At 64.8% G+C, this 12188-nt stretch carries 11 protein-coding genes; 3 read left to right on the top strand and 8 right to left on the bottom strand.

What is annotated here, in order from left to right; all coding sequences use genetic code 11:
• Window positions 1–27: 27 nt before the first annotated feature.
• From ptsP to thrS, 6 genes are all read right to left on the bottom strand, one after another.
• Entirely contained in the window at window positions 28–1686 is a 1659-nt protein-coding gene (gene ptsP, locus ACZ5YA_RS00785; RefSeq protein WP_240633337.1) for a phosphoenolpyruvate--protein phosphotransferase, read from the bottom strand.
• Window positions 1687–1840: 154 nt separating this feature from the next.
• Window positions 1841–2110, bottom strand: coding sequence for an HPr family phosphocarrier protein (locus tag ACZ5YA_RS00780; RefSeq protein ID WP_013392913.1), 270 nt, complete (start codon window positions 2108–2110; stop codon window positions 1841–1843).
• A gap of 109 nt (window positions 2111–2219) precedes the next feature.
• Window positions 2220–2621 (bottom strand): PTS sugar transporter subunit IIA, encoded by a 402-nt coding sequence (locus ACZ5YA_RS00775; RefSeq protein WP_054458255.1) that lies wholly within the window; start codon window positions 2619–2621, stop codon window positions 2220–2222.
• An 18-nt stretch (window positions 2622–2639) separates the two neighbouring features.
• Window positions 2640–3611: a glutathione synthase gene (gene gshB / locus ACZ5YA_RS00770; protein ID WP_059380526.1), complete on the bottom strand. Its 972-nt coding sequence runs from the start codon at window positions 3609–3611 to the stop codon at window positions 2640–2642.
• Window positions 3612–3765: 154 nt separating this feature from the next.
• A complete protein-coding gene (gene infC / locus ACZ5YA_RS00765; RefSeq protein WP_080551054.1) occupies window positions 3766–4317 on the bottom strand; it encodes a translation initiation factor IF-3 in 552 nt (183 codons plus the stop codon).
• 20 nt (window positions 4318–4337) lie between these two features.
• Window positions 4338–6290, bottom strand: coding sequence for a threonine--tRNA ligase (thrS, locus tag ACZ5YA_RS00760; RefSeq protein WP_059380525.1), 1953 nt, complete (start codon window positions 6288–6290; stop codon window positions 4338–4340).
• Window positions 6291–6888: 598 nt separating this feature from the next.
• Here thrS and ACZ5YA_RS00755 point away from each other — a divergent pair.
• Window positions 6889–7629 carry a response regulator gene (locus tag ACZ5YA_RS00755; protein ID WP_059380524.1) on the top strand — a complete coding sequence of 247 codons (741 nt, stop codon included), beginning with the start codon at window positions 6889–6891 and terminating at the stop codon, window positions 7627–7629.
• Between the two features lie 32 nt (window positions 7630–7661).
• Here ACZ5YA_RS00755 and hemN read toward each other — a convergent pair whose 3' ends face one another.
• Complete coding sequence (gene hemN / locus ACZ5YA_RS00750) at window positions 7662–9092, bottom strand: oxygen-independent coproporphyrinogen III oxidase (protein WP_464091867.1); 1431 nt, start codon at window positions 9090–9092, stop codon at window positions 7662–7664.
• Window positions 9093–9262: 170 nt separating this feature from the next.
• Between hemN and ACZ5YA_RS00745 the strand changes: the two genes are divergently transcribed.
• Complete coding sequence (locus ACZ5YA_RS00745) at window positions 9263–9529, top strand: hypothetical protein (RefSeq protein WP_059380540.1); 267 nt, start codon at window positions 9263–9265, stop codon at window positions 9527–9529.
• A gap of 7 nt (window positions 9530–9536) precedes the next feature.
• Here the strand turns inward: ACZ5YA_RS00745 and ACZ5YA_RS00740 are convergent, their stop codons facing one another.
• Entirely contained in the window at window positions 9537–11030 is a 1494-nt protein-coding gene (locus ACZ5YA_RS00740) for a glycosyltransferase family 39 protein (RefSeq protein WP_464091866.1), read from the bottom strand.
• Between the two features lie 290 nt (window positions 11031–11320).
• Here ACZ5YA_RS00740 and ACZ5YA_RS00735 point away from each other — a divergent pair, with 290 nt between their 5' ends.
• Window positions 11321–12055: a FadR/GntR family transcriptional regulator gene (locus ACZ5YA_RS00735; RefSeq protein ID WP_059380522.1), complete on the top strand. Its 735-nt coding sequence runs from the start codon at window positions 11321–11323 to the stop codon at window positions 12053–12055.
• The last annotated feature ends 133 nt before the right edge of the window (window positions 12056–12188 follow it).

The following is a 12188-nucleotide window of genomic DNA, read 5'->3' as shown; positions in this document are numbered from 1 at the left end:
CCTTTTTTCATGCAGCGGCGAACCGCCTCAGGCCAGGTCCAGCGTGTCCAGGTCCACCGGCAAGGCGCGGTTCAGGGCGCTGGCCACCTTCACGCGCAAGGCGTTGGAGTGCGCGCGCCGGACCTCGCGCTTGACGTCCAGCAGCTGCTGGGGGTGCATGGAGAACTCGGTCAGGCCCAGGCCCAACAGCAGCCGGGTCATGCGCGAATCCCCCGCCATCTCGCCGCACACGGCAACCGGCTTGCCGGCGCGCTCGCCCGCATTGATGGTGTGCGCAACCAGGCGCAGCACCGCAGGATGCAGCGGATCGTACAGGGACGCCACGTCGTGGTCGCCGCGATCGATCGCCAGCGTGTACTGGATCAGGTCGTTGGTGCCGATAGACAGGAAATCCAGCGCCTGCGCGAACGGTTCGATGGCGATGGCGATGGCGGGCACCTCGACCATGGCGCCCACGTCCATGTGGGGCGCGTAGGCCTGGCCGCGCGCATCGAGCTCGCGGCGGGCGGATTCGATGGCAGCCTTGGTCGCCACCACCTCGTGCATGTGCGCGATCATGGGAATCAGCAGGCGCACGGGCCCGTGTGCCGAGGCCCGCAGTATGGCGCGCAACTGGGTCGCGAACATCTCCGGGCGCGCCAGGCAATAGCGGATGGCGCGCTGGCCGAGCGCGGGATTGGTGGCCACGGTGGCCTCGCCGTCCAGCGTCTTGTCCGAGCCGATGTCCAGCGTGCGGATCGTGACGGGCCTGCCGGCCATCACCTTGACCACCGACGAATAGGCTTCGTACTGCTCTTCCTCGCCCGGCAGGTCCGGACGTCCCATGAAGAGGAATTCGCTGCGGAACAAGCCGATGCCGTGCGCGCCGGAAGCCAGCGCCAGCGCGGCTTCCTCAGGCAATTCGATGTTGGCGTGCAGCACCACATCGATGCCGTCCAGCGTGACCGAAGGCTCGTCGCGCAGCAGGCTCAGCTCGGCGCGCTCGTCGGCATAGGCCGACTGGCGGCGGCGGTATTCCTCGAGAATGCGGCTGGACGGATTGACGATCACCGCGCCGGCCGCGCCGTCGATGATCAGCATGTCGCCGTCGCGAACCAGTTCCCGCACGTTGCCCATGGCGACCACCGCGGGCACGGCCATGCTGCGCGCCACGATGGCGGTATGCGAAGTAGGACCGCCCAGGTCCGTCACGAAGGCGGCAAAGCGGCCGCCGCGCAGGCGCAGCATGTCGGCGGGCGAAATGTCGTGGGCCACGACCACCAGCGCGTCGTCGCCGCCCATGTGAGACATGTCGGGCAGGATCGCCGAGGTGCCGGCCAGCACATGCAGTACCCGTTCGATGACCTGGCGCACGTCGGCCCCGCGCTCGCGCAGGTACTCGTCTTCCATGGCGTCGAATTGCTGGCCCAGGATCTGGCCCTGAGTCGTCAAGGCCCATTCGGCGTTGTAGTGGCGTTCGGCGATCAGCGCCAGGGTCTGCTCGGCCAGCAGCGGGTCGCCCAGCAGCAGGCTGTGCACGTTGAGCATGGCGCCGAGCTCGCGCGGCGCGTCGGCCGGCAAGGTATCGGCCAGCTGCAGCAGTTCCTGCTGCGCCGAAGCCAGCGCATCGGTGAGCCGGCTGCTTTCGGCAGGCACATCCTCGGGCGAGATGCGGTAGTGCGCGACCTCCAGCGCCGCCGCGCCCATGACGACCGCGCGGCCGATGGCATATCCCTTGGCGACGCCTTTGCCGTACAAACAGACAACGGGGCCGGCAAAGCCAGCCCCGTTGGGTGCATCATTGAGGGTCGTAGACGCGCCGGCCTGGGCGATGCTCAGGCCGGCGGATTCGGAAGAAATTCTATTCCTGCTCACCGAATTTGCTATCGAACAATGATTGAATTTCAGAAAGGGCCTGATCGGCGTCATTGCCGGAGGCCTCCAGCTTTACCGTCACACCGAGCCCGGCCGCCAACATCATGACGCCCATGATGCTCTTGGCGTTCACGCGCTGCGCGCCGCGCGAGATGAAGATCTCGCTGGAAAACTTGCTGGCCAGCTGCGTCAGCTTGGCCGCCGCCCGGGCATGCAGGCCCAGTTTATTGCTGATGACGATGTCTGTATTAGGCATAGGAAATATTATGGCTGCGGCATGAGGCCGCAGTGTTGATCACAGCAAACCGTCGAACCGTCAATCGGCCTGAATGGATAGCCGACATAATAGGGCAAACTTCCGCCCGTCAGTCTACACGTAAGACACCCTGAAGCCCCCCGGCCAGCGCCTTCTCGCGGGTTTCGGCCAAGGGCAGATTGCGATAGGTCAGGGCCCGCAGCAGCATCGGGGTGTTCAATCCGGCCAGCACGCAGCACTGAATGCCCTGGGCCTGGGCATCGGAGACGGCGCGCTTGGCAATATTGGCGGGCGTGGCGCCGATCAGGTCGGTCAGCACCAGTACGCCCGCGCCGTGCTCCTGCTCCAGGATGTCCTTGAGGACTTGCGGCGCCAGATCGTCCGGCCGGTCTTCAGGCTGGATGTCGTGTATGGCCAGCATGCCGTCCAGGTTGCCCATGACGTGGCTGGCGCAATCGCGTATCGCTGCGCCCAGGGGCGCGTGCACGACGATGACTATACCGGTGGTCATGACAGGAATCCTGGCGGGTCAAGCGGCAGCGGCAGGGGTCGCCACGGCCTTTTCCAGCGCCTGGACGAACATGCCCGCGACGTCGAAACCGGTTTGCTCCGCGATTTCCACGAAACAGGTGGGGCTGGTGACGTTGACTTCGGTAACGTAATCGCCAATGACGTCCAGGCCGACCAGCAGCAGGCCGCGGGCGGCCAGCTTGGGGGCCACGGCCTCGGCGATCTCGCGGTCGCGCGGGGAAAGTTCCTGGGCCACCCCGCGGCCGCCGGCCGCCAGGTTGCCGCGGGTTTCACCGGCCAGCGGAATGCGGGCCAGCGAATACGGCACCGGCACCCCGCCGATCAGCAGGATGCGCTTGTCGCCCTTGACGATGTCGGGAATGTAGCGCTGCGCCATGATGGTGCGCGCGCCATTGTCCGTCAGCGTTTCCAGGATGGCGTTGAGATTGGGATCCTTGGGCTGCAGCCGGAACACGCCCGTGCCGCCCATGCCGTCCAGCGGCTTGACGATGACATCACGATGCTCGTCGTGGAACGCCTTCAGGCGGGCCATGCTGCGGGTCACCAGCGTAGGCGCGGTGAACTCGCTGATTTCGGTGATGGCCAGCTTTTCGGGATGGTTGCGGATCGCCGCGCCGCTATTGAAGACGCGGGCGCCTTGCGCCTCGGCGTACTCGAGCAGGTGCGTGGAGTAGACATACTCCATGTCGAACGGCGGATCCTTGCGCATGACCACCGCGCCGAATTCCGCCAACGGCAGATCCTGGGCGGCAGACTCGCGCCACCAGTCGTGGCCGTGCAGATCGGCGTCCGCGACCAATTCGATGGGGGTGGCCGCGGTCTTGACCGTGCCCGCCTCGATATAGAGATCGCCCTGCATGGCCACGCTTAACGTATGGCCGCGCGCCACCAGGGCGCGCATCATGGCGACAGAGCTGTCCTTGTACGCCTTGAGCAGCGGCAAGGGATCCAAAACGAACAATACATGCATCGCGACACCCTGAACGGACACCGCCTTCCCTCGCGGGAAGGCGGCTTTATGACATCGTAGCGCAGAGCCGCCCAATTAGCGAACCCGCCGGCGCCATGGCTGGCGGCAGATCGCACAAGCGGCGTAGCCTCCCTGGGGAGACTACGGCAGGAGCTCAGGCAGCCGATTCAGGCTTGCCCGCAGGCACGGCCTTTTTCTTCGGCGCCAGCACCATGACCATCTGACGGCCTTCGAGCTTCGGCATGGCTTCGACCTGGGCAAGTTCCAGCAGATCGTCGCGCACACGTTCAAGCACCCGCATACCGAGTTCCTGGTGAGCCATTTCGCGGCCACGGAAACGCAGCGTCACCTTGGCCTTGTCGCCTTCTTCGAGGAAGCGGCGCAGGTTGCGCAGCTTGACCTGGTAGTCGCCCTCGTCGGTGGCCGGACGGAATTTGACTTCCTTGACCTGGATGACCTTCTGCTTGGAACGAGCTTCGGCTTGGCGCTTCTGCTCCTGGTACTTGAATTTGCCGTAGTCCATCAAACGGCAGACCGGCGGTTCGGCGTTCGGCGCGATTTCCACCAGATCCACGTCGCTTTGCTCGGAAAGACGGAAGGCGTCGGCAATCTTGACGATGCCGAGCTGTTCTCCGTCCAGACCTATCAGGCGCACCTCGGGGACGCGGATTTCACCGTTGATGCGATTGGCTTTTTCAGTGGCGATGTTGAAAGCTCCTAGAAATGTTAAGCAGCGCTGCTATCAGGATGAACGACGTCGCGACGGGTGGAAACGTCCTCGGACAAACGCGCGACGAACTCGTCGTATGCGATGGCTCCAAGATCCAATCCGCCCAGTCCGCGTACGGCTACGGTGCCGTTTTGCTTTTCCTTGTCGCCGACGACGAGGATGTACGGCACCTTTTGCAGGCTGTGCTCCCGAATTTTACGAGTGATTTTTTCACCGCGCAAATCGGACTCTACTCTAAAGCCTTGTTTTTTCAGGCTTTGCGTGATTTCAGCCGCATAATCGGCCGAAGGTTCGGAAATGCAGCACACGACCGCCTGCACCGGAGCCAGCCAGGGAGGCATGGCGCCGGCGTGGTTTTCGATCAGCATGCCGATAAAACGCTCCAGCGAACCGAGGATCGCGCGGTGCAGCATGACCGGCGGGCGGCGCTGGTCGTTCTGGTCCACGTACTCGGCGCCCAGGCGCACGGGCATGGAGAAATCGACCTGGATCGTGCCGCACTGCCAATGGCGGCCGATGGCGTCCTTCAGGGTGTATTCCACCTTGGGGCCATAGAAGGCGCCCTCTCCCGGCGAGATCTCGAATTCGCAACCCGTGCGGCGCAGGCTCTCCATCAGGGCGGCTTCCGCCGTATCCCAGACTTCGTCCGTGCCGATGCGCTTTTCCGGACGCGTGGCGACCTTGTACAACACTTCCGTGAAGCCGAAGTCGCGGTAGACCTTCTGCAGCAACGCCGTGAAATCGGCGCACTCGTCCTGCAACTGTTCTTCGGTACAGAAGATGTGGCCGTCGTCCTGCGTGAAGCCGCGCACGCGCATCATGCCGTGCAGCGAACCCGAGGGTTCGTTGCGGTGGCACTGGCCGAATTCGCCGTAGCGCAGGGGCAGCTCGCGATAGGAATGCAGGCCGGCATTGAAGATCTGCACGTGGCCCGGGCAGTTCATCGGTTTCAGGCCGTAGACGCGGTTCTCGGACTCCGTCGTGAACATGTTTTCACGGTAGTTGTCCCAGTGGCCCGTCTTTTTCCAGAGCGAAATGTCGAGGATCTGCGGCGCCTTCACTTCCTGGTAGCCGTTGTCGCGGTAGACGGAGCGCATGTACTGCTCCACCTGCTGCCACAGCGCCCAGCCCTTGGGGTGCCAGAAGATCAGGCCCGGGGCCTCGTCCTGGAAATGGAACAGGTCCAGCTCGCGGCCGATCTTGCGGTGGTCGCGGCGTTCGGCCTCTTCCAGCATGTGCAGATAGGCTTCCTGCTCTTCCTTGGTCGCCCAGGCCGTGCCGTAGATGCGCTGGAGCATCTCGTTCTTGCTGTCGCCGCGCCAGTAGGCGCCGGCCACCTTCATCAGCTTGAAGACCTTCAGCTTGCCCGTGGACGGCACGTGGGGGCCGCGGCAAAGGTCGATGAAGTCGCCTTCACGGTACAGGCTGAGCGGCTCGTTCGACGGAATCGAGGCGATGATCTCGGCCTTGTACTTTTCGCCGATGCCCTTGAAGAACTCAACGGCGTCGTCGCGCGACCATTCCTCGCGCGTGACGACTTCGTCCTTCTTGGCGAGTTCGGCCATCTTCTTCTCGATGGCGGCCAGGTCTTCGGGCGTGAACGGGCGCTTGTACGAGAAATCGTAGTAGAAGCCGTTGTCGATCACCGGACCAATGGTGACCTGGGCATCGGGAAACAGCTCCTTGACGGCATAGGCCAGCAAGTGCGCCGTCGAGTGGCGGATCAGATCCAGGCCGTCGGCGTCCTTGGCGGTGACGATGGCGAGGCGCGCGTCGCCCTCGATGCGGAAGCTGGTGTCGACCAGCTTGGAATCCGAGCCCTCAAACGTCACGCGGCCGCCCAAGGCGGCCTTCGCCAGGCCCGTACCGATCGATTGCGCCACTTCGGCAACCGTTACCGGCCCCGGATATTGGCGCTGCGAACCATCGGGCAATGTGATCTGTACCATCGGGAGTGCTTCCTGGGGGGTTCTGGGAACTAAAAAACAAAATACGGAAACGAAAAACGCGGCCAGAGAGCCGCGTTTCTTGGATTGTCTTGCTGAGTCCTACCGCTGACCTGACACGGTGAAACCCGACGCACGAAAACTTAACGCGACATAGGGCGAAAGTTCCGGGTCGTAGTTCGTGCCAGCGGGAAAAACATGGTGTCTGGACCTAATGATGCTCGCCGCAGCGGCAGGGATCAAAAACAGCAAACAATGCACCGCGCAACAGAAGCTGTGCTTATCGTCCACGATTGTATCACTACTTACGCCTTTTCCGTGGCTAAAGCGCCACAACACGCCCTTCAGGGCGCGTCGGTTGCGCCCGCCAGCGCGCGCGGGCGCCATAACTCAAAACCTCATCTGCCGTCGCGGCCTAAATCCCGGCTGTTCCACGCGTGCTTCTCGCATATATGACAGGTCGACGGTGCAACAGTCTGATATTGGCGCGATTCACCTCCGGCAGGCCATGCGAAAACGTAATCTGCCTTCGCAAATTCAGGACACCCGCGACCTGCGCAATCGACCGCCGGCGTTCCCCCATCCTGCATGTGGAGCATCGATGAAAACTGTCTCAGCGCTCACCCTCAAAGCGCCCCCGCACCTCAACCCCGAGCCCGCCGACAGCGGCGACCGCCCGGGCACGCGCCGGCACCTGCTCCTGTCCCGGCCGCCGCCTCTCATCAAGGTGGCGATCCTGGACGACCACCCCGTGGTTGCCGTGGGCGTGGGCGCCTATCTGGAGAGCCGGCCGGGTTTCCGGGTGGTGCATCGGGAAACTTCGGCACGTTCCCTATTGGAGAAACTGTCCCACTCGCCCTGCGAAGTCGCCCTCGTCGATTTCTACCTGCCCCTGGAACCCTGGGATGGCGTGAACTATCTGCGGCGCCTGCGCCGCCACCACCCGGAAATGGCGCTCATCACCTTCTCGGCGGGCAGCCGCCAGGAAACCCAATACGCCGCCTTTCGCGCAGGCGCGAACGGCTACTTCGCCAAGGAATGCGGCATGGTGCTGCTGCCGGAAATGATCCGCGGCGTGCTGGCTGGCAAAGAGGCGTTCCTCACAGTGCAGGACGGCAAGGTCCGGCCGCAGCAGCCGACGCACCCTCATTCGGCCTTGACCACCTCGGAAGTGGAGGTACTGCGCCACATCAGCCAGGGCCTGTCCGTCACGCAGATCTCGGCGCGCCTGATGCGCAGCAAGAAGACCATCAGCACCCACAAGCGCCGCGCCATGCGCAAACTGCAGCTGTCCGACGATTTGTCGCTGGCGCTCTATCTTCGGGAGAAGTTCGCCGAATGAACGCAGCCCCAGGCTCCGCGCGACGCCGCGGCTCAGATGATCCGCGAGTAACTCGCCGCGGTGCCCGGCGCCTGCAGGTAGCCGTCGAACGCCATGGCGACGGCTCGCACGAAGTACCAGCCCAGGCCGGTCACCCGCAGCTCGTCGGGGCGCAGGTTGACCAGGCCCAGCTCGGCCAGATTCGCCATCTGCCGCAGTTCCGGGCCAAAGCTGTCGGCGAACCGCAGTCCGTGGCGCGTCTCGATCCGGCTGTAGTCCACGCGGCCCTGGCACATGATGTCCATGATGATCTCGCGCCGAACCAGATCGTCCGTGCTCAGCGCCAGCCCTCTTTCGACGGCGAAGCGCCCCGCTTCGATCGCTGCGTAATACTCGTCCAGGACCTTGGCGTTCTGGCTGTAGGTATTGCCAATGCGGCCGATCGCGGACACGCCCAGCGCGACCAGGTCGCGGTCGGGCTGCGTGCTGTAGCCCTGGAAATTGCGGTGCAGTTCCCCCTTGCGCTTGGCGATCGCCAGCGCATCGGTTTCCAGCGCGAAATGGTCCATGCCGATGTAGGCATAGCCCTGCTTCAGGAAACCGTCGATGGCGGCGCTCAGCAGCCCCACCCGCGTCTCCCTGTCGGGCAGGTCGGCCTCGTTGATGCGGCGCTGCGGCTTGAAGCGCGCGGGCAGATGAGCGTAGGCATACAACGCGATACGGTCGGGTCGCAACGCAATGACCTGCGCGATGGTGCGGGCAAAGGATTCCGTGGTCTGCAGCGGCAGGCCATAGATCAGATCCATGTTGACCGAGGCATAGCCCAAGGCCCGGGCGCTCAGCATCAGCGCCCGCACGTCTTCGAACGACTGCATGCGATGCACCGCCGCCTGCACCCGAGGATCGAAATCCTGCACGCCGAAACTCAGGCGGTTAAAGCCCAGTTCGCGCATATGGGCCAGGCGCTCGGGCGTGGCGGTGCGCGGATCGACCTCTATCGAGATTTCCGCGTCGGGCTCGAAGCGGAAGGCGCGGCGCAGGTTTGCCATCAGGCGCGACAATTCCTCGTCGGACAGGAAGGTCGGCGTGCCGCCCCCGAAATGCAACTGCGATACGGGCACACCCTCGCCCAGCTCGCGCACATGCAGCTCGATCTCCGCCGCCAGTGCGTCCAGATAGCGGACGGCGCGGTCGTGGTGGCGGGTCACCACCTTGTTACAGGCGCAGTAATAACAGACCGACTCACAGAACGGAATGTGCACGTAGAGCGACAAAGGCTCAGCCGGCGCCGCCGCGCGGCGCTGCTGCAGCGCCTGCCGGTACTCCTGCTCGCCGAAACCGCCGTGATACCGGTCGGCCGTGGGATACGAGGTATAGCGGGGTCCGTTCTTGTCCAGCCGCGCCAGCAGTTGGGGCGGGAACAATGGGCTGGCGGCGGAGGGCTCGCGGGATTCTGTCTGTGACGGGCGTAGGGCGGCTTGCATACCTGGAATTATTCGCCTGCGCCGGCCAGTCCGGGTTGATCTTGCGCAAATGCCGGCGTCTTGCTGACCCGCCTCCTATCCGCCAGCCCCCCTAGGGACTCCCTGCGGCGCTTGCGGCCTCGTCCCCGTAAAATGCGCCTGTCAAAAAGATGCACAACAAGGAAACCATCATGGGCACTGAACTGGACGGCCGCCTGCTCGCCATGCGCCAGGCGCTGGCGATCGCCATCGCCCTCTCGACCCGCAGCAGCCCCCAAGCCACCGACATGGCGCTGGAGCTGCTCAATGACCTGAAGGCAAGCATGGACAACACCCCTTCGGACAGCCCGTTCGAGAAACCGGAATGGGTGGCGGGCGCGCACGATGAACTGGACGGCATCGCGCGGCTGGTGCGCGCCTTCACGCAGACGCCCGAACCGGACGACGAGGCGCAGTAGTCTGCCCCTAGGGGCCACGCGCGGCAGACGCCGCGCCGCAAAGCCGGGAGGCCGGCGTCACGCGCCAGTGCAGGCCTGGAAAGTCCTGTCCGACCGCGACGAACCCCGCTCCGAGCGTTCTCGGTTCCAGCTCCAGCTCCAACGCGCCGCAAGCCTCGGCCACCTCCTTCGGCACCCAGGGACTGAAACGGAGCTGTCCATCTATCAGCACCAGCGGCTGTTCGGGCAGCCTCAGGGCCAGCGCGCCGGCTTCGGCGGGCGGCCCCGATATCACCCTGACGGGTCCGCCCAGCGCGGCCTTGGCGGGTTCATGCAAGGCCCGGGCCAGCGCCCGGGAATCGAAATAGCGCCAGTCCGACGCCTTGCGCACAAGCCCCGCCCCGCCCGGGGACGTCAGCCCGACCCGGACCATCAACAGCGCCTGGACCAAAGCGAACACCAGTACGGCATCGCGCGGCCGCACGCGCTCCCAGACGCCGCCACGCGCCAGCTCCATCATCGCGGGCGCCACGAATAGCAGATAAGGCGTGCCCCAGTGCAGTTGCACATGGGAACCGCTGGCAAGCGTCATGACGCTGACGAACACCAGTGGCGTAAAGCCGAACGACAGCAGGATGGCGCGGCCAGCATCGCGCGGCGGCGCCTCCGTCTTCACAGCGGCCACGGTTGAGCGGCGGCGGGCCAGCCACCACAAGACGCCCAGGAACACCCACGCAGGCAGCGCGCGGTTCAGCATCTGATCGCCCCACCACCGCGCCACTTCCGCCACGCGTTGGGCCCAAGGCAGGCCAGCGGCCAGCGATGAGTTCATTGCGTAGTTCAGGGGCTCGAAACCGTTGTAGGCCAGCCAGCAGAGATGCGGCGCGAAGACCGCCAGCGCGGTCAGCGCCGCCACCTGCAGCCCGAACCGGTGCATGGAATCGCGCCAGCCGCGCTGGCTCAGCCAAAAGACCAGCACGGCGGCGCCCGCCACCGCGCTCTGGTATTTGGATAGCGCGCCCAGACCCAGGCTGGCGCCCAGCACGATCCACCACCCGATCCGGCGCGTGGTCCAGGCTTTCCAGCACGCGACGGCACAGCCCACCGCCAGAGGAATCAGTACGATCTCGTGGTTGTAGAAATGCAGGCGGCCGTTGTAGAAGGTGATGCACAGGCCGGCCAGCAACGCCGCCCGCGCATGGCCGCTGCCGCGCATGCGCCGCAGCCAGCGCCACAACAACGCGAAAGCGCCCAGGGTGCAGAGCGCGCCGGCGATGTAGCTGGTCCACGCCGACCAGCCCAGCAATTGCACCGCTGGCCACAGCAACCAGGTCGGTAGCGGCGGATGCTTGTAATAGCCCCATTCCAGGCTGCGTACCCAGGTCAGTTGCTCGATGTTGTCGGTGGGCGGCACCAAGGTCGCCCTGTCCAGCAGCGTCAACCACGCCAGTGCGTACACCGCCATGCCCGCGCCGATCCACCAGCCCTCGGGCCGGAACGCCCGCTTCGTCACTTCCCGCACTTCCTACCCCTTCCTGCCGGCGCAGCGCACTGCCTTGCTTCACGCCCGTTATCGGGCGCAACGGAGTATGGGATGGCGCGGGTTCGCAACAGCGCTGTTTCTGTGCGGATTTGTCTGGAAACTGTAAAGCGCGCCAGGCCTTCCTAACTGGCCTGACCACCTTAAAGAAAGAGGTGGAATCCCTGTGATCGTTTTCCCTTGAATTGGAAAATTTCCCTTCATATTCAAGGATCAGATGCCTATATTTGGTGGCCTGACCACTTGGCTCCAAGTTCCCGCCCCCACCGTCGATGAACACCTTCCAAGCTGCCGCCGTCACCCGCCTGTACCGCGTCATCGCCGACCAGATCGCCGGTCGGATCCGGGCCGGGGAATTCCCTCGCGGCGGACGCCTGCCTTCCGAGCGGGAGCTGGCCGAACAACTGCAGGTCAGCCGCGCGTCGATCCGCGAGGCTTTGATCGCGTTGGAAATTGAAGGCTATGTCGAAGTGCGCGTAGGCACCGGAGTATTCGTCACCGCCTCTCGGGAAGCCTCCGCTCCCGCCACGTACGCCACGCCGGGACAGGACGGCATCGGCCCGTTCGACCTGCTCGAAGCGCGCATGCTGATCGAACCCGAGTGCGCCGGCATGGCCGCGCAGCATGGGTCGCCCGCCCAGATTGCCGCCATCCGCGATGCCCACGAGGGCATGTCGCTGGGCAACTCGCCCGGCCGCCACGACCGCGAATTCCACAACGCCATTGCCGCGGCTTGCGGCAACGCCGCGGTAGCGGCCTCGGTCGCCCATCTGTGGGACTTGACGCAGACCAGCCCCGTGTACAGCCGCATGGAGGATTACTTCGTCGATACCAAGGTCTGGGCCATCGCCCATGCCGAGCACCAGCGCATCCTGACGGCCATCCAGGCGCGCGACCCGATCCGCGCGCGGCACGCCATGCATGCGCATCTGCTGGGCATCCTGGCGCGCCTGCGGGAAGACTTTGGCGACGAGAACGGCGCTCCGCAATGGTGCGCGGCGCGCTGAAGAGCACCTGTACGAAGCATTGTTGTAGCGGCTCCACCCGTAGTACCCCTGAAAACACAGGTGGCATGAGGTTTGCTTGCCAGTGCACGGCATCCGCGACGCGGACACCTGTCAGACCCTTTCCAGCCCGGAG

The sequence above is a fragment of the Achromobacter sp. JCM 18799 genome, assembly GCF_055395645.1.
Note: the sequence above shows the minus strand (reverse complement) of the source record. Positions and strands in the feature narration are given on the sequence as shown.

Coding starts and splice junctions, on each gene's coding strand:
- ACZ5YA_RS00735 (WP_059380522.1), top strand. CDS start 11,321: ATGAACACCTTCCAAGCTGCCGCCGTCACCCGCCTGTACCGCGTCATC.
- ACZ5YA_RS00745 (WP_059380540.1), top strand. CDS start 9,263: ATGGGCACTGAACTGGACGGCCGCCTGCTCGCCATGCGCCAGGCGCTG.
- thrS (WP_059380525.1), bottom strand. CDS start 6,290: ATGGTACAGATCACATTGCCCGATGGTTCGCAGCGCCAATATCCGGGG.
- ACZ5YA_RS00780 (WP_013392913.1), bottom strand. CDS start 2,110: ATGCCTAATACAGACATCGTCATCAGCAATAAACTGGGCCTGCATGCC.
- ptsP (WP_240633337.1), bottom strand. CDS start 1,686: ATGGGCGCGGCGGCGCTGGAGGTCGCGCACTACCGCATCTCGCCCGAG.
- ACZ5YA_RS00775 (WP_054458255.1), bottom strand. CDS start 2,621: ATGACCACCGGTATAGTCATCGTCGTGCACGCGCCCCTGGGCGCAGCG.
- gshB (WP_059380526.1), bottom strand. CDS start 3,611: ATGCATGTATTGTTCGTTTTGGATCCCTTGCCGCTGCTCAAGGCGTAC.
- ACZ5YA_RS00755 (WP_059380524.1), top strand. CDS start 6,889: ATGAAAACTGTCTCAGCGCTCACCCTCAAAGCGCCCCCGCACCTCAAC.
- hemN (WP_464091867.1), bottom strand. CDS start 9,092: ATGCAAGCCGCCCTACGCCCGTCACAGACAGAATCCCGCGAGCCCTCC.